Below are 24,101 nucleotides of genomic sequence, written 5' to 3'. Positions count from 1 at the left end.
TCAGCCCAGGATGTGCTGACTGATACACCGCTATCGGGAGCAAGCCCCCTCCCACATTTTTAAACGCCACCAGCCCTCAAGTGGCATCCGCATGGCTGACCATGCCCTTGATGATCACGGCCGCAGTGGCCAGCGCGGCCGGGATCACCAGCGCAGTCAGCACCTGCTCGAAGTTCCAGCCCAGGCCCAGCAGCGTGGCGCCCATCCATGCACCGAGGATCGCGCCGAACCTGCCGATTCCGAGCATCCACGATACCCCCGTGGCGCGGCCCTGCGTCGGGTAGAAACGCGCGGCCAGAGACGGCATCGCCGATTGCGCGCCGTTGACGCACATCCCGGCAATCAGCACCAACGTCGCCAGCAGGGTGATATTGCCCAGGCTCTGCCCTACTGCGTAGGCGAAGACCCCCGCCAGCAGGTAAAACGTGCCGATGACCTTGTGCGGATTGAAGCGGTCCATCGCCCAGCCCACACCGACCGCACTCAACACGCCGCCGAACTGGAACAGCGCGCCGATGAAGGCGGCCTGCTCCATGCTGGCGCCGCTGTCGCGCATCAGGGTCGGCAGCCAGCTGGTGAGCAGGTACACAATCACCAGGCCCATGAAATAGGTAAGCCACAGCAACAAGGTGCCGGCGTTGTAGGTGCCGGAGAAGATCACCGCGAACACGTTGCGTGCCTTGACGGTTTTTTGCTCGGGCACACTGAAGGCGCTGGCCTGGGCGACCACCGTGGGCTCGATGGGAGACAGCGCTTCGCGCACCTTGTCGGTGCCGCGATTGCGCACCACTAGGTAGCGCGCCGATTCGGGCAGCCACAGTATCAGCGCCACCACCAGGACCAACGGCAGGATGCCGCCGATCATCAACAAGGCGTGCCAGCCGAACGCCGGAATCAGCTTGGCCGAGATAAACCCGCCACCGGCCATGCCCAGGTTGAAGCCGCAGAACATGCTGGTCACCAGCAAAGATTTGTGGCGCTCGGGGGTGTATTCGGACAACAGGGTGGTCGCATTCGGCATGCCGGCGCCCAGGCCCAGCCCGGTCAGAAAGCGCAGCACCAGCAGTTGGTCGACATTCGAGCTGTAAGCCGACGCCAGGCTGAAGGCGCCGAACACCAGCACCGCCCCCACCAGCACAACCTTGCGTCCGAAGCGATCCGCCAGCGGCCCGGAGCCGAGGGCGCCGAACACCATGCCGATCAACGCGGCGCTCATCACCGGGCCGAGGCTGGCGCGATCAATACCCCAATCCTGGGACAGCGCCGGAGCGATAAAGCCCATGGCGGCAGTGTCGAGGCCATCGAGGAAGACAATCAGGAAACACAGGATCACCACACGCCACTGGTAGCGTGACAGTGGCTGGGCATTGATGAAGGACTGGACGTCCAGGGTGGAGCCAACAGAAGGTTGCGTCATTATTGTTATTCCACACCGATGGCGGGCCAACGACCTGAGGTCGTCATTATTATTGGGTGCGCCCGGAAGCGCTGCCGCACCTTAATCAGCGCGGGCAAAGACCGTCAATTCATCGCGCCCGGATCTGTGCGGTCACCGAACAGCTTAGGCAAACAGTTGGGTACTCAGCTCGCGACTGGCACTGAGCATGCTCGGCAGGAAACGCTGCTCCAGCTCGCTGCGACTGACTCGCCCGGCATGGGTGCTGACATTGAGCGCGGCCAATACCTGGCCGGAGGCGTCGTACACCGGCACGGCGATGGAGCGCAGGCCTTGCTCGAGTTCCTGATCGACGATACACCAGCCTTGCTGGCGCACCTGTTGCAGGCATTCGAACAGCGCTTGAGGAGTGGTCAGGGTACGACTGGTCTTGGTGGGCAAGTCGGCATGGTCGAGGTAATCCTGCAGCGAAGCGTCGTCCAGCGCCGCCAGGAGGATGCGGCCCATGGAGGTGCAGTAGGCCGGCAGGCGCCCGCCCACCGACAGGTCTATCGAAATCAGGCGTTGCGTGGTGGCGGAACGGGCAATGTAGAGAATGTCGTCGCCTTCGAGCGTGGCCATGTTGCAGGCTTCGTGCAGTTGCTCGCTCATGCGGTCCAGGTACGGCTGGGCGGACACGGCCAACGGGGTCGACGACAGGTAGGCGTGGCCCAGGGTCAGCACTTTGGGCAACAGCGAATAGGTGCGCCCATCGGTGGTGGCGTAGCCGAGCTTGATCAGCGTGTGCAGACAACGGCGCACGGCGGCGCGGGGGATTTCGGTGCGATGGCTGATCTGGGCGATGGTCAGGTGGCGCTTGCGCTCCTGGAACGCCTGCACCACGGCCAGACCGCGGGCCAGGGAGGTCATGAAGTCCGGATCGCCGGTGAACGCCTGGATGCGCTTGGCCGGTGAAGCCACGATTGGCGGCGCCACCGATGCGAAGGCGTTACGCAATTGGTCGTTCATTTGGGGTCCTTTTTTCTTGTTCTGCAAGCGCAGGGAGGGCTGCTCGCCATTACAAACCGCACCGACCCGCCAGACAAGACGAGGCCGGCGTCATTGGGCGATTATCGGACGAGCAGTCGATTATCGCAATTTGTCCCGCTATAACGCCTTGAATTAATCTGTCTTCATCGGCGATGAAACCAACTAGTGATGACGTCAGCTTCTTCAGCCAATACTGACTCCTGTGTAACAAATCCCTCACACGAAGTTAGGGCTTTTTAACTTTATGCCAGTAGTGTTATTCAAATGCGCCGCTATAATGCAGGCTGTGCAGAGGTCAGCCCGGTATCAGTATCGGCTTTGGAGCTCGCCTGACGGCGCCCGTTGAGTGCTTCGTCGGTTACACGCAAGGTGTTAAACGAAGTCCTCTCGGGCATTAATGTTCCACTTGAACGGTTCAACTGTTCAATTCGAACCCTCGATCGCGAGTTTCTGCCTTATCGCTGCACATTAATTAAACTCAACTCAATTAGGTAACAACTGTGACGAAAGACGAACTGCGCGCGGAACTTGAGCGCCAGGAACAACGTTACAAGGACGTTTACGGCGGGGAAGTCACCACCTACGCCGCGCAGCCTGAGCCGGAGCGCAAGCCTTGGCGCAAGCGTGCCAGCTTGCTCGATCAGGCATTTGCTCAGGAAATCGAGAAGATTGAACAGGAACTCAAGGCCGAAGAGTCATAAGTCCTTCGGTGTGGGCGTCTAGGGTGTTGCAGTCTTTGCCGGTCGAGCGTCGGCTGAGAGCACCTGTCTTTTTCTGCATTTCAGTTAGCGGCCTACGGACCTCTGGGAAATTTCATACAAATGTTTCAGAAGTGACGATTTTGTGACAAAACCGCGTCATTGCAGCCCCGCGCGTTATAAATCAACGACTTGTCAAAGCCCCGGAAACGCTGGGATGCGCGCGTTTCCCACAGATTTTTTCCGGGAAGATTGCTACCGATGAGCAGCTAGTGCATCGATTACCGAGGTTTTCTGGCATAATCGCGCCCCCTTACGACCGGGTCAGAAAACCTTCATGATCGATTTATTCAGCGGACTGGATGCGTGGGTGCTAGTGAGCCTGTTGCTCGCCCTGGCCTTTGTCCTCGCCTTCGAGTTCATCAACGGCTTTCATGACACTGCTAACGCGGTGGCCACAGTCATCTATACCAAAGCCATGCCGCCACACCTGGCCGTGTTCTTCTCCGGGGTGTTCAACTTCCTCGGCGTGCTGCTCGGGGGTGTGGGTGTCGCCTACGCCATCGTGCATCTGCTGCCGGTGGAGTTGCTGATCAATGTGAACACCGGCCACGGTCTGGCCATGGTCTTCTCCTTATTGGCAGCGGCGATCACCTGGAACCTGGGCACCTGGTACTTCGGTATTCCGGCTTCCAGCTCCCACACGCTGATCGGCTCGATCCTCGGCGTCGGCCTGGCCAACGCCCTGATCAACGATATTCCGCTGGCGGACGGTGTGAACTGGCAGAAGGCAGTCGATATCGGCGCCTCGCTGGTGTTCTCGCCGATGGCCGGTTTCATCGTCGCAGCCCTGGTGCTGATCGGCCTGAAGTGGTGGCGTCCGCTGTCAAAGATGCACAAAACCCCGGACCAGCGCCGCAAGCTCGACGACAAGAAACACCCGCCATTCTGGAACCGCCTGGTGCTGGTGATCTCGGCCATGGCCGTGAGCTTCGTGCATGGCTCCAACGATGGTCAGAAAGGTATCGGCCTGATCATGCTGGTACTGATCGGCATCGTGCCGGCGCAGTTCGTTCTCGACCTGGGCAGCACCACCTACCAGATCGAACGCACCCGCGACGCCACCGTGCATTTGAGCCAGTTCTACCAGCGCAACAACGCCACCCTTGGCGAGTTCCTGGCACTGGGCAAGAGCGTGAAGGGCGACCTGCCAGGCAAGTTCCAGTGCAACCCGCAGCAGACCGAGCCGACCATCAATGCGCTGGTCGACACCTTGAAAGGCGTGTCCGACTATCATTCGCTGAGTGCCGACCACCGCATCGAAGTGCGTCGCTACCTGCTCTGCCTGGACGACACCGCGAAGAAAGTCGGCAAGTTGCCTGGCCTGGATGCGCGTGAGAAGTCCGACCTCGACAAGCTGCGCAAAGACCTGACCGCCACCACCGAATACGCGCCGTTCTGGGTGATTCTGGCAGTCGCCCTGGCCCTGGGCCTGGGCACCATGGTGGGCTGGAAGCGGGTGGTGCTGACCATCGGCGAAAAGATCGGCAAACAGGGCATGACCTACGCCCAGGGCATGTCGGCGCAGATCACCACCGCCACCATGATCGGCTTCGCCAACATCTTCGCCTTGCCGGTGTCGACCACCCACGTATTGTCGTCGGGCGTGGCGGGCACCATGGTCGCCAATAAAAGCGGCCTGCAAGGTGGCACGGTCAAGACCATCCTGATGGCCTGGATATTGACCCTGCCGGCAACCGTGGCCCTGTCGGCCGGGTTGTTCTGGCTGGCGTCCAAGGCGCTGGGCAGCTGATAAGCCGCCTGCAATAAAAAAAGGTGCGATCCGCAAGGGTCGCACCTTTTTTATTGGCTGCACCGAATCCTGTGTGCAGAGCGAACTCATTGTGGCGAGCGGGCTTGCCCCGCGTTGGGGGGCGAAGCGCCCCTAATCGAGCAAAACGCGGTGTACCTGATACGGCTCAGCGCCTGGCTTTGGGGCCGCTGCGCAGCCCAACGCAGGACAAGCCTGCTCGCCACAGGGGAGCGGCGGTGCGACGATTCGACTTGCCCGCGAAAGCGGTGGGTCTTCAACATCAATGTTTGCTGGGCCGACGCCATCGGGAGCAAGCCCCCTCCCACATTTTGTACAACGTTCGGCAGACCATTCCGGTCGGCTCTCAGGCCGCCGCGCTCTTGATCTTGATCTTAGGCGCCCCGTCAAACACGCTGGCCGAACGCAGGTTTTGGAGCGTGGCTAACCCGGCAGGACGCCGGGTTAGCCGCGCTCCAAAGCCTGCGTAAGGGCGGAACCCTAAGTCGTCGTTACCGCAGAAACAGATATGTACACCGAAAAGTCGCACCGCTCATTGCTTCGAGCATCACGCTGGCTTAACTGAACGGCATAGGGTTTGCCACAGGGATGGGGTCACCCCGCAAATACTCGGCAGCTGAATTTCAGGCAAAAAAAGGCGACCGAAGTCGCCCAAAATGCCTTGCGTGCCCTGTAATCCGCAAAGTCCTTTACGGATAAACATCAATAGGGCCACGTTAACGGAGACGGTGGAGCGAGGAATTGACCGGGGTCAATGGATGCACATTGTTTCAGCGCTTTTTCGGCTTGCCCTTCGGTTTTTTCTTCGGCTTTGCCAAAGGCATTGCCTGTTCAAACGCCTGGCGCACTTCATTCAAGCGCTTGTCATTGAGGTCATGCACGCGCTTGGCACGTTCGGCATTCAGATCGATCAGCTTGTCATCGTCACTCATGGCTTGGCTTACGTTGTGGCGGGGATGACGCAATAATGCGGCCTGCCCCGCGTGACCGCAAATACACCTTCACACCTCGACGTCCACCCACAGCCCCTGACGTGGCTCATCCTCGATCAGAGGGATGACGGGAACGGTGTTGTCGGCGTTGAGCACATCGCCTGGAATCGCCAGATGCTGTTCCGGATCTTCATCGGCTTCGCGGCGGCGCTTCTGCTGTTCCTGCTGGCGGCGTTGTTCTTCACGCAGGAGGAAATTCGACTGCTCAGCGTCGCCCTTTTTCAGGTCGATGGTGCTTTCGTTGGAACTCGGCTGTACCGGCACCACGGGCGGGATATCCGGCTTGGGCCTTACCGGGTCCAGTTGCGACGTGACCGGTACGACGCTGACGGGCAACATGGGTGGCAGCATAATAATTACTCTCCTGATCTTCAGGCTGTCGGCGCGCTGCGCACCAACTTGAGCGCAGCATCGCCAACCTGTGACTCAGTCGACACTCACAAGTGCCCGCCACCCGTCGATTGAAGGCACGCGCGCCCACTCAAACGGAGTAGTTTTCGTCAGAGTCCTTGGGGGTCGGACCTTGTTCCGTTAAGATAGTCGGCTTTTTCACGGCGGGAGTCAGGCAGCATGTCGCAGCAGTATCAACCGGGGCAACGCTGGATTAGTGACAGCGAAGCAGAGCTGGGGTTAGGCACCGTTCTGGCACAGGACGGACGCTTGTTGACCGTGCTCTATCCGGCCACTGGCGACACACGCCAGTATGCGCTACGGAATGCGCCCCTCACTCGCGTGAGGTTTTCGCCGGGGGACTCCATCACCCATTTCGAAGGCTGGAAAATGACCGTACAGGAAGTCGACGACGTCGACGGCCTGCTGGTGTACCACGGCCTCAATGGGCAGAACGAGCAGGTCACCCTGCCGGAAACCCAACTGTCGAACTTCATTCAGTTCCGCCTCGCCAGCGACCGCCTGTTCGCCGGCCAGATCGACCCGCTGGCCTGGTTCTCGCTGCGCTACCACACCCTGGAACACACCAGCCGCCAATTGCAGTCCTCGCTGTGGGGCCTGGGCGGCGTGCGTGCGCAACCCATCGCGCACCAGTTGCACATCGCCCGTGAGGTCGCCGACCGCATCGCGCCACGGGTATTGCTGGCCGACGAAGTGGGCCTGGGCAAGACTATCGAAGCGGGCCTCGTCATCCATCGCCAGTTGCTGTCGGGCCGCGCTAGCCGCGTGCTGATCCTGGTACCGGAAAACCTGCAGCACCAATGGCTGGTGGAAATGCGCCGGCGCTTCAACCTGCAGGTGGCCCTGTTCGACGAAGAACGCTTTATCGAAAGCGATGCCTCCAACCCCTTCGAAGACACCCAGCTCGCGCTGGTGGCGCTGGAGTGGCTGGTGGATGACGAGAAGGCCCAGGACGCGCTGTTCGCCGCCGGCTGGGACCTGCTGGTGGTCGACGAAGCCCACCACCTGGTCTGGCACGAAGAAAAAGCCAGCCAGGAATATTCGCTGGTCGAACAACTCGCGCAAGTGATCCCGGGCGTGCTGCTGCTCACCGCCACCCCGGAGCAACTGGGCCAGGACAGCCACTTCGCGCGGCTGCGCCTGCTCGACCCGAACCGCTTCCATGACTTGCACGCCTTCCGCGCCGAGAGCGAGAACTATCGCCCGGTGGCCGAGGCCGTGCAGGAGTTGCTGGACAAGGGTCGTCTGTCACCCAAGGCGCACAAGACCATCCAGGGTTTCCTCGGCAACGAAGGCGAAGCGCTGCTGACCGCCGTCAACGATGGCGACAGCGAAGCCAGTGCGCGCCTGGTGCGTGAGCTGCTCGACCGTCACGGCACCGGCCGCGTGCTGTTTCGCAACACCCGCGCCGCCGTGCAGGGTTTCCCGGAGCGCAAGTTGCACGCCTACCCGCTGCCCAACCCGGACGAATACATGGAGCTGCCGCTGGGCGAACACGCCGAGCTGTATCCGGAAGTCAGCTTCCAATCGCAGCCGGACGTCGAGGAAGAACACCGCTGGTGGCGCTTCGACCCGCGCGTCGAGTGGCTGATCGACCAGCTCAAAATGCTCAAGCGCACCAAGGTCCTGGTGATCTGCGCCCACGCCGAAACCGCCATGGACCTGGAAGACGCCCTGCGCGTACGCTCCGGCATTCCGGCCACGGTGTTCCACGAGGGCATGAACATCCTCGAGCGCGACCGCGCCGCTGCCTACTTCGCCGATGAAGAATTCGGCGCGCAGGTGCTGATCTGCTCGGAAATCGGCAGCGAAGGCCGCAACTTCCAGTTCGCTCACCACCTGGTGCTGTTCGACCTGCCGTCCCACCCCGACCTGCTGGAGCAGCGCATCGGCCGTCTGGACCGGATCGGTCAGAAGCACATCATCGAACTGCACGTGCCGTACCTGGAAACCAGCCCGCAGGAACGTCTGTTCCAGTGGTACCACGAAGCGCTGAACGCCTTCCTCAACACCTGCCCCACCGGCAACGCCCTGCAGCATCAGTTCGGCCCGCGCCTGCTGCCGCTGCTGGAGAGCGCCGACGACAGCGAATGGCAGGCCCTGATCGACGAGGCCCGTGCCGAGCGCGAGCGTCTGGAGCAGGAACTGCACACCGGTCGCGACCGCCTGCTGGAGCTCAACTCCGGCGGCGCGGGTGAAGGCGATGCGCTGGTGGAGGACATTCTGGAACAGGACGATCAGTTCGCCCTGCCGATCTACATGGAAACCCTGTTCGACGCGTTCGGCATCGACAGCGAAGACCATTCGGAAAACGCGCTGATCCTCAAGCCCAGCGAGAAAATGCTCGACGCCAGCTTCCCCCTGGGCGACGACGAAGGCGTGACCATCACCTACGACCGTAACCAGGCACTGTCGCGCGAAGACATGCAGTTCATCACCTGGGAACACCCGATGGTGCAGGGCGGCATGGACCTGGTGCTGTCGGGTTCCATGGGCAACACGGCGGTGGCGCTGATCAAGAACAAGGCACTCAAGCCGGGCACCGTGCTGCTGGAACTGCTCTACGTGAGTGAAGTGGTCGCGCCGCGTGCGCTGCAACTGGGTCGCTACCTGCCGCCGGCGGCGCTGCGCTGCCTGCTGGACCCCAACGGCAACGACCTGTCCGGGCGCGTGTCGTTCGAGACCCTCAACGACCAGCTCGAAAGCGTGCCACGGGCCAGCGCCAACAAGTTCATCCAGGCCCAGCGCGATCAACTCACCCCGCGTATCAACGCCGGCGAAGAGAAGATCAGCCCGCGTCATGCCGAGCGTGTGGCCGAAGCCAAGCGCCGCCTGGCGGCGGACACCGACGAAGAACTGGGGCGTCTGACCGCGCTGCAGGCGGTCAACCCGACGGTGCGGGACAGCGAGCTGGTGGCGCTGCGCAATCAGCGCGAGCAAGGCCTGGCGATGCTGGACAAGGCCGCGCTGCGACTCGAAGCGATCCGGGTGCTGGTGGCGGGTTGATTGCCACCCTGCCCTGCTGACAGGAAGGCCCGCACCGTGCGGGCCTTTTTTATTCACTTGGGAATATCAGGGACTTTGACGGCCGCATCGGGAGCAAGCCGCCTCCCACATTTTTTGCAGGTATTCACCGCTCAACCTGTGGGAGGGGGCTTGCTCCCGATAGAGTCAACCCGGCCTCAAGCCACCACCGCATCCGGCACCCCAACAGCTCCCAGCCCCTCCTTCATCTTCTTGGCATCGCGCACAAAGCTGCGCGACGCCTGAAACAGAAACAGCATGGTCAGAAACAGCGCCACCGGAATCAGGTACATGGCGTCATGCAACCCGACTGCCTTGTAAGCCTCGGTCATCTGCTGCGCCCCCGCCGCATACATCGCTGAATGCGCAAAGTGATCGGACAGCCCGCCCACCACAATCGGCCCCATCCCACCGCCCAGCAGGTACAGTCCGGCGAAAAACAACGCCATCGCCGTAGCGCGCAAACGCGGTTCGACCACGTCCTGGATCGCCGTGTACACGCAGGTGTAGAAGTTATACGCAAACAGCCAGCCCACACTGAACAGCGCCACGAACACGCCAATCTCGATGCGCCCGGCGTGCAAGGCCCAGGCGGTGGTGACGGTGGAAATGATCAGGCTGAACGCCGCAAACAACAACCGCCCGTTGGCGACCCGCTGGTGAATCTTGTCGGCCACCCAGCCCCCCAGCGTCAGACCCACCAGCCCCGTCAGGCCGACGATTACGCCGGTGGCCACTGCAGCCTCCTGCAGCGGCAGCAGAAAATAGCGCTGCAGCATCGGCACCAGAAACGAGTTGCACGCATAGGTGGCGAAGTTAAAGCACAGCCCGGCCAGCACCAGCCAGAGGAAGGTCGGCACCGCCAGCACGCGGCGAATCGGGCGGTCGATACGTTCCTGAGAGACTTGCACGGTTTCCGCCGCGCCGCGCTTGGGTTCCTTGATGTAAAACATGAACACCGCAAGGATCATCCCCGGTACCGCCGCAATAAAGAACGGCGCGCGCCAGCTGTCGAACGCCTTGACCATCCAGCCGATGGTAAAAAACGCCAGCAACAGGCCCAGCGGCAGGCCGAGCATGAAGATGCCCATGGCCCGCGCCCGCCGGTGCGCCGGAAACAGGTCGCCAATCAGCGAGTTGGCGGCCGGCGCATAACTGGCTTCGCCGATGCCGATGCCCATGCGCACCAGCAGGAAGGTCCAGAAACTGCCGACCAGACCGTTGACGGCGGTCAGCCCGCTCCAGGCAAACAGGCCCCAGCCCATCAGTTTGCTGCGTGAGCCGGTGTCGGCCAGGCGTCCGAGTGGCAGGCCGGCAATGGCATACACAAGGGTGAACGCGGTGCCGATGATGCCGAGCTGGAAGTCGCTGAGGTGCCATTCCATACGAATGGGCTCGATGATGATCGCCGGAATGGTGCGATCGAAGAAGTTGAACAGGTTGGCCAGGAACAGCAGGAACAGAATGCGCCAGGCATTCGCCGCTTGGGTCGAGTTCTGCATGGGGTCCGTCTCTTTTTATTGTTATGAGCGCAGCGATGCCCGATGCATCCTGCTCAGGTCACTGCAACATAGTCAGGCAAGCGGCGCTTGTCTGTAATGATTCGTAAAGCTGATAGGGCATGATGTGACCCGGCGTTCCGGGACTTTTCCTACAAAAAATATAAGTGCGTCCCCTCTTCCCAACGGCCACGGCCCGGATAGAATGGCGAGCCTTCCCGTTGTACCTCCCCCTTACCTTTCTTATCGATGACGCCCATGTCCGAAGCCAGTCCGTGTCTGAATTGCGGTGCCTGCTGTTCATACTTTCGTGTGTCTTTCTTCTGGGGTGAGTGCGCCTCATCCGGCGGCACGGTGCCCGATGACCTGGTGGTACAGATCAACCCGACCCGCGTGGCGATGATCGGCACCGACCAGAAACCCGCGCGTTGCTGCAGCCTGGAGGGTGAAGTGGGCAAAGGCACCAGCTGTTCGATTTATGAACTGCGCTCGAGCCCGTGCCGCGAGTTTGACGCGTCGTGGAGCCAGGGCGAGCAGAACGTCGATTGCGATGCGGCCCGCGCGGCGTTCGGCCTGTTGCCACTGGAAGCGCCCCCCTTCGAACTGGCGTTGCCCATCAGCGCTTAGCACCAAACGTTATGCCCGGCATGCCAAAATCAATTGAAAGCAATATGCCATTACGCCTTGCGAATTCCATGAGCCTTCTATACTCGTCTCCATAGGTCATCGCCGTAGGCCGTGACGCAACTACGCAATGACGGGACATGCTATGGAATGGCTGGGTCTGCACTTTTTCACCGACCTACCGCACAACGGTCACTTATTACTCAATTGCAGTCATAACCCTTTTCTGGTGCTGCTGGCCTACCTCGTCGCCTGTGCGGCCGGTTTCGGCACGCTGGACATGGCCGAGCGCGTCGGCCACGTCGAAGACCCCACCGCGCGTCGCCACTGGCGCTGGCTGGGTGCCGGGTGCCTGGCGGGCGGCATCTGGTCCACCCACTTCATCAGCATGCTGGCCTTTCAGGTGCCGATCGCCATTCACTATGAACTGATCACGACGTTCGTCTCACTGCTGATCGCACTTGTCGCGTCGCTGTTCGCCATGAAAACCCTCAGCCACGCGACCCTGCGCTTTGATCAGTACCTGCTGGCGTCGCTGTGGATGGGCATGGGCATCGCGCTGATGCACTACGTGGGCATGGCGGCCATGCGCTCCCAGGCCCAGGTGTATTTCGGCGCCGGGCTGTTCATGGCCTCGGTGGCCATTGCTATCGGCGCCAGCCTCGCGGCCCTGTTGCTGTCGAGTTACCTGCGCAACGGTGCGGGGGTGTTTCACCAGTTGCTCAAATACGCCGCCAGCCTGGTGCTTGGCGCCGGCATCATCAGCATGCATTTCACCGGCATGGCGGCCATGCAGATGGTGGTGCCTGCCGGGGCCGACCTGTCCGCACCTTCGGACAATAATCCAATCCAAATGGGCCTCTCGGTGGCAGTGATCACGCTGCTGGTGATCGGCAGCAGCATCAGCGCCGCCCTGGCCGACAAGAAACTGCAGCACAAGGAGCGTGACCTGCGGCGGGTCAATGCACTGCTCAGCGAACTGGACCAGGCGCGGGCTTCACTGCAGCAGGTGGCCCATTACGACGCACTCACCAGCCTGCTCAACCGCCGGGGCTTCAACCAGATCTTCGCGGAGAAGCTCGCGGAGAAAACCGCTGCCAGTGGCATGATGGCGGTAATCTTCCTCGATATTGACCACTTCAAGCGCATCAACGACAGCCTCGGACACGACGCCGGCGACCAGTTGCTGACCGTGCTGGCCAGCCATATCAAGAGTTCGGTGCGCAGCCATGCCGATGTGGTCGCGCGCTTTGGCGGCGATGAATTCTGCATCCTCATCAGCATCCACCACCGCGACGAAGCGCGGCACCTGGCCCAACGCATCATGCAGCAGATGAAAGAGCCCATCGAACTTGCCGGGCGGCGCATGGTGATGACCACCAGCATTGGTATCAGCCTGTTTCCCGATGACGGCGTAACCTGCGAAGAACTGCTGAAAACCGCTGACCTGGCGCTCTACCAATCCAAGGATGCGGGGCGCAACAGCCTGAATTTCTTCAGCGCCAACCTGAAAACCCGCGCCTTCCTCGAGCTGCAGCTGGAGGAAGAGTTGCGTGCAGCCTTGCGCGAGCGCACGGGACTGGTGCTGTTCTATCAACCGATCTTCGACATGAAACTGGGCAAGGTCACCCGCCTGGAGGCACTGGTGCGCTGGCAGCACCCGCAACACGGCCTGCTGGCACCCGACCGTTTTATCGGCATCGCCGAAAGCAATGGGCTGATTGCCGAACTGGATAACTGGGTGTTGCGCCAGGCCTGTCACGACTTGAGCGTTTTTTCCGACAAGGGCTATGGCGACCTGAACATGACCGTGAACTGCTCGGCGCTGAACCTGGCACGTGATGAGTTGGCCGATGAAGTCGAGGACGCCCTGCGTTTCAGCGGGATCGCCGCTACCCGCCTGGAACTGGAAGTCACGGAAAATGCGTTGATGGGCAATATCAGCAGCACGCTGGCACTGCTGCGGCACATTCGTGCGCTGGGGGTATCCCTGGCCATCGATGACTTCGGCACCGGTTATTCGTCCCTGGCGTACCTCAAGCGACTACCGCTCAACACGTTGAAGATTGACCGCTCGTTTATCCAGGACCTGCCCAAGTCCGCCGCCGACATCGAGATTGTCCAGGCCATTATCGGGATGGCGCACACGCTGCATCTGAACGTGGTAACCGAGGGCGTGGAAACCCAGGCGCAGTTCGACTTATTGCACAAGCATGGTTGCGATTTTATCCAGGGCTATCTGTTGAGCCCGGCGGTGCCCGCGAACGAGGTGATTGGGGTGATTCAGGGGATTCACCTGCGTAATCCACTGGCGCCCGAGGCTTCGCTGGTCAAGGAGCCGGCGCCGAACCAGCCGGGACCTGCTGCCTTGGTCAGGCCGATTCGGTGACGCTGCGGGTATTCAATGAGGGCTGCGGCGCCGTTTATATTTTCGCGAGCAAGCCCGCGCCCACAATTTGACCGCATTCATCCTTCAGGAATGCGATCACGTGTGGGAACGGACTTGCTCGCGAAGACAATCTGACAGCCGACCAATAATGATCGCTCTGCCACATTCTGAAACAATCTCTACCGACTGCGCTCCCGCTCAAAACTGTTCCCGTGACGTTAACGTCACCCTATCTGTGACCTTTTGCCACGGCAAGGTGCCATCACCGCTGCAGCGGTTACTCCGCTACACACTTCACCCGCGAAAAATAACGCACCTTTTCTGTGCGGCTATTTATTGCGTCGCCCTTTCCTGGATCAGAATCCACGGCGAGACCACCACCGCCCACAGGCTCGGGTCGCGCTCCACCAGGTCCAGCGCCCGCGTCGCAGACACTTCGCCAAGGTGGCCTGCGGCCAGCCAGGCGGCGACTTTGTCGCGGTTATCCTCGGCCATTCCCTCAGCGGCCTCGATCAAATCCAGGCCGGCATCGACCCACAATAGGGCACCCTTGGCGAAGAACGGCTCGAGCTCCTTCCAGGATATTTCGGCGGTTTCACCGAGCAGCTTGGCATAGAGGGTGCTAGGTTCTTGCGTCATGGGAGTTCACCTGAAGAAAAAATCGGCGCAATCATAACGTTGAGCTTCAGTCAGAAAAACCCAGTTGCAAATGCGTCATCGAAAGAAAGTGTCAGGAAAGCCAAGGATTGCGCAGAATGCTGGCATTACCCCGCCGCAATTCTGTCTTTTACTTTCATTTAAGCGACACCCCCTGGATTTGCCCCCAGCACCCAGCTTTTCAAGCGATCAACCGGCGCTCTACACTGTACCGGTACAGTTGCCAGGGCACCGCCGGGGGGATATCCGCATATCCGATCCGGTTCTGCAGCCCACAAGGCCGCTGGAACTATAAAAAATACAACAGCATGAGTGGAGCACTATGAATAAGGCTACTAAGCAGATTTCCAAACTGTTTGCCGCTATGGTCCTGGCTGGGGTTGCCGGCCATTCGTTCGCAGCCGACACCATCAAGATCGGCATCGCCGGTCCCAAGACCGGTCCTGTGACGCAGTACGGCGACATGCAATTCATGGGTGCCAAGCAGGCGATCGCCGACATCAACGCCAAGGGCGGCGTCGATGGCAAAATGCTTGAAGCCAAGGAATACGACGACGCCTGCGACCCTAAACAGGCCGTGGCGGTCGCCAACAAAGTGGTCAACGACGGCGTCAAGTTCGTGGTGGGCCACCTGTGCTCCAGCTCCACTCAGCCGGCATCGGACATCTATGAAGACGAAGGCGTCATCATGATTACCCCTGCCGCCACCAGCCCGGAAATCACCGCCCGTGGCTACAAGCTGATCTTCCGCACCATCGGCCTGGACAGCGCCCAGGGCCCGGCGGCCGGCAACTACATCGCCGATCACGTAAAACCGAAAATCGTCGCTGTATTGCACGACAAGCAGCAGTACGGTGAAGGCATCGCCACCGCCGTCAAGCAGACCCTCGAGAAGAAAGGCGTGAAAGTGGCCGTTTTCGAAGGCCTGAACGCCGGCGACAAGGACTTCTCCTCGGTCATTCAGAAGCTCAAGCAAGCCAACGTCGACTTCGTCTACTACGGCGGCTACCACCCGGAGCTGGGCCTGATCCTGCGTCAATCCAAAGAGAAAGGCCTGAACGCCAAGTTCATGGGTCCGGAAGGCGTGGGCAACGACTCCATCTCGCAGATCGCCCAGGGCGCCTCCGAAGGCCTGCTGGTCACCCTGCCGAAATCCTTCGACACCGACCCTGCCAACAAGGCCATCGTTGAAGAGTTCGCCAAGAACAAGCAGGACCCGACCGGTCCGTTCGTGTTCCCGGCCTACTCGGCGGTTGAAGTGATCGCCGCCGGTATCACCGCCGCGAAGAGCGAAGACACCGCCAAAGTGGCCGAAGCCATCCACGCGGGCACCTTCAAGACCCCTACCGGCGATCTGAGCTTTGATGCCAAGGGCGACCTGAAGGACTTCAAGTTCGTGGTCTACGAATGGCACTTCGGCAAACCAAAAACCGAAGTTTCCCCTCAGTAAGCCAGGCGTTACTGCCCCAACAAGCCCACTGTGAGAGCAGTGGGCTTTGTTTTACGAGGTTTATGGGCCTGTCACCCGCGATCCGGGCGCTGGCTCACCTGAAAATCTTAAAACCGTCACCAGCGGTTCGCTGGCAAACGCTTTGTGCAAATGTGCTCACAGAACACAGCGCAAGGCCGGAACATGACTCCACCAGTGAAATGCGTATCGGGTTTTTAGGAGCGCTGTAATGCCTGAGATCTATCATTTTTTCCAACAGCTGGTTAATGGCCTGACCATTGGCAGCACCTATGCCTTGATAGCCATTGGTTACACCATGGTTTACGGCATCATTGGAATGATCAACTTCGCCCATGGCGAGGTGTACATGATTGGTTCCTATGTGGCCTTCATCGCCCTTGCCGGGCTGGCCATGATGGGCATCCACTCACTGCCGCTGCTGATGACCGCTGCGTTCCTCGCATCGATCATCGTGACCAGTGCCTATGGCTACAGTATCGAGCGCGTTGCCTACCGCCCCCTGCGTGGCAGCAACCGTCTGATCCCGCTGATTTCCGCCATCGGCATGTCGATTTTCCTGCAGAACACCGTATTGCTGTCCCAGGACTCCAAGGATAAATCCATCCCCAACCTGATCCCGGGGAGCTTCTCCTTCGGTCCGGGTGGCGCACAGGAAGTGCTGATTTCCTACATGCAGATCCTGGTCTTCGTCGTCACCCTGGTGGCCATGCTGGGCCTGACCCTGTTCATCTCCCGCTCCCGTCTGGGCCGCGCCTGCCGGGCCTGCGCAGAAGACATCAAGATGGCCAACCTGTTGGGCATCAACACCAACAACATCATCGCCCTGACCTTCGTCATCGGCGCCGCGCTGGCGGCCGTTGCGGCGGTACTGCTGAGCATGCAGTACGGCGTGATCAACCCCAATGCCGGTTTCCTGGTGGGCCTCAAGGCCTTTACCGCAGCGGTATTGGGCGGCATCGGCAGTATTCCGGGCGCCATGCTCGGCGGGCTGGTGCTGGGTGTGGCCGAAGCGTTTGGCGCCGACATCTTCGGCGACCAGTACAAGGACGTCGTCGCGTTCGGCCTGTTGGTTCTGGTGCTGTTGTTCCGTCCGACCGGCATTCTGGGCCGTCCGGAGGTTGAGAAAGTATGAGCAGATATCTTAAATCGGCGTTTTTCAGCGCCTTGCTGGTATGGGCCGTGGCCTTTCCGGTGTTGGGTCTCAAGCTGAGCATTGTGGGCATCAACCTGGAGGTGCATGGCACCGGACCCGTGACGCTGACCATCATCGCCCTGTGTTCGGTGCTGATGTTCCTGCGCGTGCTGTTCACCCAGCAGGTCGGTGCCTTGTTCAAGGGCAACCGTGGCCCGCTGGTGTCGCCCAAGGTCAGCCAGTTCCTGACCCTGCCGCGCACCCAGCGCTACATCATCATCGGCCTGATCGTGGCCGCGCTGATCTGGCCGTTTTTCGGCTCGCGCGGTGCGGTCGATATCGCCACCCTGATCCTGATCTACGTGCTGCTGGGCCTGGGCCTGAACATCGTAGTGGGTCTGGCCGGTCTGCTCGACCTCGGTTATGTGGGCTTCTACGCCGTGGGTGCCTACACCTACGCGCTGCTCTCGCATTACCTCGGCTGGGGCTTCTGGATCTGCCTGCCACTGGCCGGCATGGCGGCGGCCACGTTCGGCTTTTTGCTGGGTTTCCCGGTGCTGCGCCTGCGCGGTGACTATTTGGCGATCGTGACCCTGGGCTTCGGCGAAATTATCCGCCTGTTCCTGCGTAACCTTACCGATATCACCGGCGGCCCCAACGGCATCAGCAGCATCCCCAAGCCGACGTTCTTCGGGCTGTCGTTCGACCGCACCGCTGCCGAAGGCATGCAGACCTTCCACGAGTTCTTCGGGATCGCCTACAACCCGGTAAGCAAAGTGGTGTTCCTGTACCTGGTGGCGCTGCTGCTGGCACTGGCGGCACTGTTCGTGATCAACCGCCTGCTGCGCATGCCAATCGGTCGCGCGTGGGAAGCCTTGCGCGAAGATGAAATCGCCTGCCGCGCACTGGGCCTGAACCCGACCATCATCAAGCTTTCCGCGTTCACCCTCGGCGCCGCATTTGCCGGTTTTGCCGGCAGCTTCTTCGCCGCGCGCCAGGGTCTGGTGACCCCGGAGTCGTTCACCTTCATCGAGTCGGCGATCATCCTCGCCATCGTCGTGCTGGGTGGCATGGGCTCGCAACTGGGTGTGATCCTTGCGGCCATCGTGATGATCCTGCTGCCGGAAATGATGCGTGAGTTCAGCGAATACCGCATGTTGATGTTCGGCGCCATGATGGTGCTGATGATGATCTGGCGCCCGCAAGGCCTGCTGCCCATGCAACGTCCCCACATGGAGCTGCGCAAATGAGCCGCGAGATCCTGAAAGTCGACAATCTGAGCATGCGCTTTGGCGGCTTGCTGGCGGTCAACGGCGTGGCCCTGACCGTAAAAGAGAAACAGGTGGTGGCGCTGATCGGCCCCAACGGCGCCGGCAAGACCACGGTGTTCAACTGCCTCACCGGCTTCTACAAGCCGAGCGGCGGCAACATCCTGCTGGATGGCCAGCCGATCCAGGGCCTGGCCGGGCACGAGATCGCCCGCAGGGGCGTGGTGCGCACCTTCCAGAACGTGCGCTTGTTCAAGGACATGACGGCGGTCGAGAACCTGCTGATCGCCCAGCATCGTCACTTGAACACCAACTTCTTCGCCGGCCTGTTCAAAACCCCGGCGTTCCGCAAAAGCGAGCGCGAGGCCATGGAATACGCGGAGTACTGGCTGGACAAGGTCAACCTGACCGAATTCGCCAACCGCCCCGCCGGCACCCTCGCCTATGGTCAGCAACGTCGCCTGGAAATCGCCCGCTGCATGATGACCCGTCCGCGGATCCTCATGCTCGACGAACCGGCCGCCGGCCTGAACCCTAGGGAAACCGAAGACCTCAAGGCGCTGATCAGCGTGCTGCGCGAAGAACACAACGCCACGGTGCTGTTGATCGAACACGACATGAAACTGGTCATGAGCATTTCCGACCACATCGTGGTGATCAACCAGGGCACGCCCCTGGCCAACGGCACGCCGGAGCAGATCCGCGACAATCCTGAAGTGATCAAAGCCTATCTGGGGGAAGCGTAAAATGCTGCAATTCGAAAACGTTTCCACTTTCTACGGCAAGATCCAGGCCCTGCACAGCGTCAACGTGGAAGTACGTCAGGGTGAAATCGTCACGCTGATCGGCGCCAACGGCGCCGGCAAGTCGACCCTGCTGATGACCCTGTGCGGATCGCCCCAGGCCCACAGCGGCAGCATCCGCTACCTGGGTGAAGAACTGGTGGGTCAGGAATCGTCGCACATCATGCGCAAGAGCATCGCGGTGGTGCCCGAGGGCCGTCGTGTGTTCTCACGCCTGACCGTGGAAGAGAACCTGGCCATGGGCGGGTTCTTCACCGACAAGGGCGACTACCAGGAACAGATGGACAAAGTGCTGCACCTGTTCCCCAGGCTCAAGGAGCGCTTCAGCCAGCGCGGCGGCACCATGTCCGGCGGCGAGCAGCAAATGCTCGCCATCGGCCGCGCGCTGATGAGCAAACCCAAGCTGTTGCTGCTGGACGAACCTTCCCTGGGGCTGGCGCCGATCATCATCCAGCAGATCTTCGACATCATCGAACAACTGCGCAAGGACGGGGTGACGGTGTTTCTGGTGGAGCAGAACGCCAACCAGGCGCTGAAAATCGCCGACCGCGCCTACGTGCTGGAAAACGGCCGGGTGGTGATGCAGGGCACGGGGGAACAGTTGCTCACCGATCCGAAAGTGCGTGAGGCCTACCTGGGCGGCTAGCCCGCATTCGCTGGCGAAACCGGTTCTGAACGGTGGGAGGGGGCTTTGCTCCCTCCCACATTGGTTTTGGGTGACAGGCAGTTTTTTTGAATGCCCTTGTAATGAATATCGTCCTACCGCCTCTAGTGGTGCAGGCAGGCAATCGAGCCTGCTACTTCAACCCACTGCTGGAGACACACCATGACCACCAAACTGTCTGCCACCTCCCTTGTCCTGGCGCTGAGCCTGGCCGCCCTCACCGCCCCTGCCTTTGCCGCCGACAATATGCAGAAATGCTTCGGCGTCGCAGAAGCCGGCAAGAACGATTGCAGCGCGGGCGCCGGCACAACCTGCGCCGGCACCGCCAAAACCAAGGACCAGGCCAACGCCTGGAAACTGGTCCCGGCCGGCACCTGCGGCCAACTCCCCAGCACCACGTCACCGACCGGCTTCGGCCAGGAAAAGGCCTTCACCGCCAAGTCCTGATTCCCGCCAACCTGAGTGCCGATGATGACGCATTTACCCCACCACACGGTCTCACCGGCTCAGGTGCCCGGCTTGCCTTTACGGGCCGGGCTGGGACTGAAAAGCGAGCACTTCATTGAAGTGCTCGAAACCCGCCCTGACATCGGTTTTTTTGAAGTGCACGCCGAAAACTTCATGGTGGCCGGCGGGCCTTTTCATCACTACCTGGGCTTGATTCGCGAGCACTATCCGCTGTCGCTGCATGGCGTAGGCCTGTCCATCGGCGGCGAAGGCCCGCTCAATTGCGCGCACCTGGCGCGCCTGGCCACGCTGATCGAACGCTATCAACCCCAGTCTTTTTCCGAGCACCTGGCCTGGTCCAGCCATGGCCCGTTGTTCCTCAATGACTTGCTGCCGCTGGCCTACGACAACGCCACCCTGAACCGGGTGTGCGCGCATATCGATCAGGTACAAAGCACGCTCAAACGGCCGATGCTGCTGGAAAACCCGTCGACCTACCTGTTGTTCCAGCGTTCTACCCTGGACGAGACCGACTTCATCAGCGAGGTCATCCGCCGCACCGGCTGCGGCCTGCTGCTGGACGTCAACAATGTCTACGTGTCCTGCATCAACCACCAGCGCGATCCGTTGGCCTATATCGACGCTTTGCCCTTGCAGGCGGCGGGCGAGATTCATCTGGCCGGTTTTGCCGAAGACATCGACAGCCTCGGCGACCGGCTGCTGATCGATGATCACGGCGCCCCCATCGACAACGCGGTGTGGCAGTTATATGAGCAGGTGCTGGAGCGCACGGGCCCGGTCGCTACGTTGATCGAGCGCGATAATCAGGTGCCGGCCTTCAACGTGCTGCAGGCCGAGGCGCAGCAGGCCGAACGACATTTATCGCAGGTGACGGCATGAGTACCCAGCACGCGTTTTGCGCCGCCCTGCTCGCCCACGAACCGGGTTGCCCCGAGGGCGTGTTCAGCAGTAACGGCGCCGACCCGGCCAGCCGTTTTGCGGTGTATCGCAATAATGTGCACAGCTCGTTGATCAATGCGCTGGCGACCAGTTACCCAGTGACACGGCAGTTGGTGGGCGATGAATTCTTCCGCGCCATGGCCGGCCTCTACGTGCAGACATGCCCACCCGGCAGCCCCTTGATCAGCGAGTACGGCGGCACGCTGGCGGATTTTATCCAGGCATTTGAACCGGCCAAAGGCGTGCCTTACCTGGCGGACGTCGCAAGACTCGAGCGCCTGCGCGTGCGCGCCTATCACGCAGCAGACATTCCGGCGCTGGATCAACCGCGCATGCTTGAGCAACTCAACGGCCAGTCGCGCCTGCAACTGCACCCGTGCGTCGCCACGCTGCACTCGCCCTACGCGGCCGTGACGATATGGGCCGCCCACCAGACCGAGGGCGCCATCGCCAGCGCAAACCCGTGGCAGGCGCAAGGTGCACTCGTGCTGCGCCACGGGCTGGCGGTCAAGGTCTTCAGTATCGACAGCAGCTCGGTGGCGTTTATCAACAGCCTGCGCCGAGGCAAGGCGCTTGAAACGGCCGTGGAGCATGCCCTCCAAGCCTCAAGCGAATTCGACCTGCATCAATGCCTTGGGCTGTTGATCAGCCACGGCGCCATCACGCATCTGCAACAGAAGGTATCGCCATGAACACATCAGCACCCTGCCCGGTAAAGCGTGCCATTGCCCTGTTCGAACGCATCCCCTACAGCCTGATCGCGTTCCTCGCGCGTTTCTCGATAGCGGCGGTGTTCTGGAAGTCCGGGCAAACCAAGGTTGAAGGCTTTGCCATAGACCTGATCAACGGCACCTTTGAACTGGGCGCGCCCACACTTGCCGCATCGACCGTGCCGCTGTTTCGCAGTGAATATGCGGTGCCTCTGCTGTCGCCGGAAGTGGCCGCCCCTATGGCGGCGTTCGCCGAGCATCTCTTCCCGGCACTGATCCTGATAGGGTTCGCCACGCGCTTTTCGGCCCTGGCGCTGATCGGCATGACGCTGACCATTCAACTGTTCGTCTACCCCGACGCCTACCCCACACATGGCACCTGGATCGCACTGTTGTTGCTGCTGGTCGCCAAGGGCCCGGGCTGGCTGTCCATCGACCACTTGATCGGCCGTCGCTGCGGTTAAAGGCGATTCAACGCCTCGCCGCCGCGCCTGAACCACTCCACCAGATAATCGGCCAATACCTGAGTGCGCCTCGGCAAGCCACCCTGGTAGGGATGAACCAGGTACATCGGCATGCTCCGCGTCTGGTAATCACGCAGGAGCCAGCGCAATCGTCCGTCAGCCAGTTCCGCCGGCAAGGCGTAGGACGGCAGACGGGCGATACCGGCGCCGACCAACGCGGCTTTCTTCAGCAGGTTGTAGTGGTTGGAGGCAAACGTGCCGCTCACGCGCACCCGCAGTAATTCGTGCTGCTGGTGGTACAGCCATTCCTCGCGGCCGCTGTAGTGGCTGTTGAGCAAACAGGTGTGGGCGGCAAGATCCGCCGGGGTCTGCGGTTCGCCGTACTGCTCGAGGTAGGCGGGGCTGGCGCAGGTCATCTCGTGCCAGGCCAGCAAGGGCCTGGCCACCAGCCGCTCATTTTCGATATCGCCCGCGCGTACCCCCAGGTCAAATCCGTCCCGCGCCAGATCGCGGTAGCTGTTGTTGAGCTCCAACTCGACCTGCACCTGCGGGTATTGCCTGGAAAACTCCAGCAACAGGCCGTCAAAGAAGGTTTCGCCCAATGAAACCGGAACCGTCATGCGCACCGGCCCGACCACATCGTCCTTGAGCCGCGCCAATGCCTGACGCGCGCATTCCATCTGTACCACCAACGCCTGCGCCTGGGGCAACAAGGCCACGCCGGCAGCGGTGAGGCTCAGCTTGCGCGTGGTGCGGTGCAACAGCACCACGTCAAATTGTGCTTCCAACTGGCTGATGCGCTTGGACAACTGCCCCTTGCTGCAGCCCAGACGCGCGGCCGCCACGGTAAAGCTGCCCGCTTCGATCAACACGGCAAAGGCCGCCAGGTCGTCCATCTCGCTCATAGACTGTTTCCAATTGAAAACCAAAGGTTGCCTATTAGCGCGTTTATCCGCTTCAAAAGCCAGCCTAGACTGGGCCTCCCAACATTTATTTCGACCCAGAGGAACAGCGCGATGAAAATCCTGTTGATAGGCGCCGGCGGCACCATCGGCTCGGCGGTCAAGGCAGAATTGGCACAACGCCACGAAGTGATCAGCGTCGGCCGCCACAGTGGCGACTTCCAGGCCGATATCAGCGACAGCGCCTCGATCCGGCGACTGTTTGAACACACCGGCACGTTCGACGCACTGGTCTGCGCGGCCGGCAGCGTGAACTTTGTCGCGCTGGGCGACATGAGCGACAGCGATTTTGAACGGGGCCTGCGCGATAAATTGATGGGCCAGGTCAACCTGCTGCTGATCGGTCGCGAGTACGCCAACGATGGCGCCTCGTTCACCTTCACCAGCGGCATCCTCAACCGCGACCCAATCCGCACCGGCGCCTCGGCGGCACTGGTCAACGGTGCACTCGACGCGTTTGTGAAGGCAGCGGCGATCGAGTTGCCACGGGGCCTGCGTGTCAACTCGGTGAGCCCGACGGTATTGGTAGAAGCCATGGACAGCTATGCGCCCTACTTCCGGGGTTTCAAACCGGTCCCGGCGGTCGATGTAGGACTGGCCTACGCCAAGAGTGTTGAAGGCTTGCAGACCGGGCAGACGTTTATCGTAGGTTGAATTCAACGTCTGTAAG

General features: G+C 61.1%; 22 protein-coding genes. 15 read left to right on the top strand and 7 right to left on the bottom strand.

Features of this window, described 5'->3' with window-relative positions:
- Positions 1 to 76 precede the first annotated feature (76 nt).
- Together RHM60_RS23060 and pcaR are read right to left on the bottom strand one after the other, a co-directional pair.
- A complete protein-coding gene (locus RHM60_RS23060; protein WP_322212886.1) occupies positions 77 to 1,417 on the bottom strand; it encodes an MFS transporter in 1,341 nt (446 codons plus the stop codon).
- A 144-nt stretch (positions 1,418 to 1,561) separates the two neighbouring features.
- Positions 1,562 to 2,404, bottom strand: coding sequence for a pca regulon transcriptional regulator PcaR (pcaR, locus tag RHM60_RS23055; protein ID WP_209989709.1), 843 nt, complete (start codon positions 2,402 to 2,404; stop codon positions 1,562 to 1,564).
- A gap of 521 nt (positions 2,405 to 2,925) precedes the next feature.
- On the opposite strand from pcaR, the gene RHM60_RS23050 reads away from it, so the two are divergent.
- The gene (locus RHM60_RS23050; RefSeq protein WP_003231079.1) at positions 2,926 to 3,126 is read left to right on the top strand and encodes a hypothetical protein; all 201 of its coding nucleotides are present in this window, start codon (positions 2,926 to 2,928) and stop codon (positions 3,124 to 3,126) included.
- Between the two features lie 334 nt (positions 3,127 to 3,460).
- A complete protein-coding gene (locus RHM60_RS23045) occupies positions 3,461 to 4,936 on the top strand; it encodes an inorganic phosphate transporter (protein WP_209989706.1) in 1,476 nt (491 codons plus the stop codon).
- 788 nt (positions 4,937 to 5,724) lie between these two features.
- Here RHM60_RS23045 and RHM60_RS23040 read toward each other — a convergent pair.
- A complete protein-coding gene (locus RHM60_RS23040) occupies positions 5,725 to 5,886 on the bottom strand; it encodes a hypothetical protein (RefSeq protein WP_209989703.1) in 162 nt (53 codons plus the stop codon).
- A gap of 69 nt (positions 5,887 to 5,955) precedes the next feature.
- Complete coding sequence (locus tag RHM60_RS23035; RefSeq protein WP_209989700.1) at positions 5,956 to 6,297, bottom strand: aspartate-semialdehyde dehydrogenase; 342 nt, start codon at positions 6,295 to 6,297, stop codon at positions 5,956 to 5,958.
- 219 nt (positions 6,298 to 6,516) lie between these two features.
- On the opposite strand from RHM60_RS23035, the gene rapA reads away from it, so the two are divergent.
- A complete protein-coding gene (rapA, locus tag RHM60_RS23030) occupies positions 6,517 to 9,363 on the top strand; it encodes an RNA polymerase-associated protein RapA (protein WP_209989696.1) in 2,847 nt (948 codons plus the stop codon).
- A gap of 176 nt (positions 9,364 to 9,539) precedes the next feature.
- Here rapA and RHM60_RS23025 read toward each other — a convergent pair whose 3' ends face one another.
- Positions 9,540 to 10,883 (bottom strand): MFS transporter, encoded by a 1,344-nt coding sequence (locus RHM60_RS23025; protein ID WP_322212883.1) that lies wholly within the window; start codon positions 10,881 to 10,883, stop codon positions 9,540 to 9,542.
- Between the two features lie 255 nt (positions 10,884 to 11,138).
- On the opposite strand from RHM60_RS23025, the gene RHM60_RS23020 reads away from it, so the two are divergent.
- Positions 11,139 to 11,507, top strand: coding sequence for a YkgJ family cysteine cluster protein (locus RHM60_RS23020; RefSeq protein ID WP_209989689.1), 369 nt, complete (start codon positions 11,139 to 11,141; stop codon positions 11,505 to 11,507).
- A gap of 142 nt (positions 11,508 to 11,649) precedes the next feature.
- Positions 11,650 to 13,893 carry a putative bifunctional diguanylate cyclase/phosphodiesterase gene (locus RHM60_RS23015; protein ID WP_231422018.1) on the top strand — a complete coding sequence of 748 codons (2,244 nt, stop codon included), beginning with the start codon at positions 11,650 to 11,652 and terminating at the stop codon, positions 13,891 to 13,893.
- Positions 13,894 to 14,226: 333 nt separating this feature from the next.
- Here the strand turns inward: RHM60_RS23015 and RHM60_RS23010 are convergent, their stop codons facing one another.
- Entirely contained in the window at positions 14,227 to 14,532 is a 306-nt protein-coding gene (locus RHM60_RS23010) for a DUF2288 domain-containing protein (RefSeq protein ID WP_322212882.1), read from the bottom strand.
- Between the two features lie 340 nt (positions 14,533 to 14,872).
- Here RHM60_RS23010 and RHM60_RS23005 point away from each other — a divergent pair, with 340 nt between their 5' ends.
- The 9 genes from RHM60_RS23005 to RHM60_RS22965 all read left to right on the top strand — a co-directional run bounded on the left by RHM60_RS23005 (position 14,873) and on the right by RHM60_RS22965 (position 22,469).
- Positions 14,873 to 16,000: a branched-chain amino acid ABC transporter substrate-binding protein gene (locus RHM60_RS23005; protein WP_209989684.1), complete on the top strand. Its 1,128-nt coding sequence runs from the start codon at positions 14,873 to 14,875 to the stop codon at positions 15,998 to 16,000.
- Positions 16,001 to 16,229: 229 nt separating this feature from the next.
- Complete coding sequence (gene livH, locus RHM60_RS23000) at positions 16,230 to 17,153, top strand: high-affinity branched-chain amino acid ABC transporter permease LivH (protein ID WP_209989679.1); 924 nt, start codon at positions 16,230 to 16,232, stop codon at positions 17,151 to 17,153.
- A complete protein-coding gene (locus RHM60_RS22995; protein ID WP_322212881.1) occupies positions 17,150 to 18,403 on the top strand; it encodes a high-affinity branched-chain amino acid ABC transporter permease LivM in 1,254 nt (417 codons plus the stop codon). The genes livH and RHM60_RS22995 overlap by 4 nt, the downstream gene beginning before the upstream one ends.
- Positions 18,400 to 19,167, top strand: coding sequence for a high-affinity branched-chain amino acid ABC transporter ATP-binding protein LivG (livG, locus tag RHM60_RS22990; protein WP_209989673.1), 768 nt, complete (start codon positions 18,400 to 18,402; stop codon positions 19,165 to 19,167). Before RHM60_RS22995 ends, livG begins: the two co-directional genes overlap by 4 nt.
- Position 19,168: 1 nt before the next feature.
- On the top strand, positions 19,169 to 19,870 hold the full coding sequence (locus tag RHM60_RS22985) for an ABC transporter ATP-binding protein (RefSeq protein WP_003231107.1): 702 nt from the start codon (positions 19,169 to 19,171) through the stop codon (positions 19,868 to 19,870).
- A gap of 180 nt (positions 19,871 to 20,050) precedes the next feature.
- Positions 20,051 to 20,335 (top strand): DUF2282 domain-containing protein, encoded by a 285-nt coding sequence (locus RHM60_RS22980; RefSeq protein ID WP_209989667.1) that lies wholly within the window; start codon positions 20,051 to 20,053, stop codon positions 20,333 to 20,335.
- Between the two features lie 21 nt (positions 20,336 to 20,356).
- The gene (locus RHM60_RS22975; RefSeq protein ID WP_322212880.1) at positions 20,357 to 21,235 is read left to right on the top strand and encodes a DUF692 domain-containing protein; all 879 of its coding nucleotides are present in this window, start codon (positions 20,357 to 20,359) and stop codon (positions 21,233 to 21,235) included.
- Positions 21,232 to 21,987, top strand: coding sequence for a DNA-binding domain-containing protein (locus RHM60_RS22970; RefSeq protein ID WP_322212879.1), 756 nt, complete (start codon positions 21,232 to 21,234; stop codon positions 21,985 to 21,987). Before RHM60_RS22975 ends, RHM60_RS22970 begins: the two co-directional genes overlap by 4 nt.
- Positions 21,984 to 22,469 carry a DoxX family protein gene (locus RHM60_RS22965; RefSeq protein ID WP_322212878.1) on the top strand — a complete coding sequence of 162 codons (486 nt, stop codon included), beginning with the start codon at positions 21,984 to 21,986 and terminating at the stop codon, positions 22,467 to 22,469. Before RHM60_RS22970 ends, RHM60_RS22965 begins: the two co-directional genes overlap by 4 nt.
- Here the strand turns inward: RHM60_RS22965 and RHM60_RS22960 are convergent.
- Entirely contained in the window at positions 22,466 to 23,374 is a 909-nt protein-coding gene (locus RHM60_RS22960; protein WP_231422013.1) for a LysR family transcriptional regulator, read from the bottom strand. The genes RHM60_RS22965 and RHM60_RS22960 overlap by 4 nt on opposite strands.
- Positions 23,375 to 23,485: 111 nt before the next feature.
- Here RHM60_RS22960 and RHM60_RS22955 point away from each other — a divergent pair, with 111 nt between their 5' ends.
- Positions 23,486 to 24,085, top strand: a complete 600-nt coding sequence (locus RHM60_RS22955; RefSeq protein ID WP_209989651.1) for a short chain dehydrogenase — start codon at positions 23,486 to 23,488, stop codon at positions 24,083 to 24,085.
- The last annotated feature ends 16 nt before the right edge of the window (positions 24,086 to 24,101 follow it).

This window comes from Pseudomonas sp. MH9.3 (assembly GCF_034354675.1).
GTDB lineage: Bacteria > Pseudomonadota > Gammaproteobacteria > Pseudomonadales > Pseudomonadaceae > Aquipseudomonas.
The sequence above is the reverse complement of the archived record's forward strand: the minus strand, read 5'-3'. Positions and strand labels throughout refer to the sequence as shown.

What these genes read in the sequence shown, in the direction of transcription:
- RHM60_RS23060 (WP_322212886.1), bottom strand. Translation starts at nt 1,417, where the DNA reads ATGACGCAACCTTCTGTTGGCTCCACCCTGGACGTCCAGTCCTTCATC.
- pcaR (WP_209989709.1), bottom strand. Translation starts at nt 2,404, where the DNA reads ATGAACGACCAATTGCGTAACGCCTTCGCATCGGTGGCGCCGCCAATC.
- RHM60_RS23045 (WP_209989706.1), top strand. Translation starts at nt 3,461, where the DNA reads ATGATCGATTTATTCAGCGGACTGGATGCGTGGGTGCTAGTGAGCCTG.
- RHM60_RS23040 (WP_209989703.1), bottom strand. Translation starts at nt 5,886, where the DNA reads ATGAGTGACGATGACAAGCTGATCGATCTGAATGCCGAACGTGCCAAG.
- RHM60_RS23035 (WP_209989700.1), bottom strand. Translation starts at nt 6,297, where the DNA reads ATGCTGCCACCCATGTTGCCCGTCAGCGTCGTACCGGTCACGTCGCAA.
- rapA (WP_209989696.1), top strand. Translation starts at nt 6,517, where the DNA reads ATGTCGCAGCAGTATCAACCGGGGCAACGCTGGATTAGTGACAGCGAA.
- RHM60_RS23025 (WP_322212883.1), bottom strand. Translation starts at nt 10,883, where the DNA reads ATGCAGAACTCGACCCAAGCGGCGAATGCCTGGCGCATTCTGTTCCTG.
- RHM60_RS23020 (WP_209989689.1), top strand. Translation starts at nt 11,139, where the DNA reads ATGTCCGAAGCCAGTCCGTGTCTGAATTGCGGTGCCTGCTGTTCATAC.
- RHM60_RS23015 (WP_231422018.1), top strand. Translation starts at nt 11,650, where the DNA reads ATGGAATGGCTGGGTCTGCACTTTTTCACCGACCTACCGCACAACGGT.
- RHM60_RS23010 (WP_322212882.1), bottom strand. Translation starts at nt 14,532, where the DNA reads ATGACGCAAGAACCTAGCACCCTCTATGCCAAGCTGCTCGGTGAAACC.
- RHM60_RS23005 (WP_209989684.1), top strand. Translation starts at nt 14,873, where the DNA reads ATGAATAAGGCTACTAAGCAGATTTCCAAACTGTTTGCCGCTATGGTC.
- livH (WP_209989679.1), top strand. Translation starts at nt 16,230, where the DNA reads ATGCCTGAGATCTATCATTTTTTCCAACAGCTGGTTAATGGCCTGACC.
- RHM60_RS22995 (WP_322212881.1), top strand. Translation starts at nt 17,150, where the DNA reads ATGAGCAGATATCTTAAATCGGCGTTTTTCAGCGCCTTGCTGGTATGG.
- livG (WP_209989673.1), top strand. Translation starts at nt 18,400, where the DNA reads ATGAGCCGCGAGATCCTGAAAGTCGACAATCTGAGCATGCGCTTTGGC.
- RHM60_RS22985 (WP_003231107.1), top strand. Translation starts at nt 19,169, where the DNA reads ATGCTGCAATTCGAAAACGTTTCCACTTTCTACGGCAAGATCCAGGCC.
- RHM60_RS22980 (WP_209989667.1), top strand. Translation starts at nt 20,051, where the DNA reads ATGACCACCAAACTGTCTGCCACCTCCCTTGTCCTGGCGCTGAGCCTG.
- RHM60_RS22975 (WP_322212880.1), top strand. Translation starts at nt 20,357, where the DNA reads ATGATGACGCATTTACCCCACCACACGGTCTCACCGGCTCAGGTGCCC.
- RHM60_RS22970 (WP_322212879.1), top strand. Translation starts at nt 21,232, where the DNA reads ATGAGTACCCAGCACGCGTTTTGCGCCGCCCTGCTCGCCCACGAACCG.
- RHM60_RS22965 (WP_322212878.1), top strand. Translation starts at nt 21,984, where the DNA reads ATGAACACATCAGCACCCTGCCCGGTAAAGCGTGCCATTGCCCTGTTC.
- RHM60_RS22960 (WP_231422013.1), bottom strand. Translation starts at nt 23,374, where the DNA reads ATGAGCGAGATGGACGACCTGGCGGCCTTTGCCGTGTTGATCGAAGCG.
- RHM60_RS22955 (WP_209989651.1), top strand. Translation starts at nt 23,486, where the DNA reads ATGAAAATCCTGTTGATAGGCGCCGGCGGCACCATCGGCTCGGCGGTC.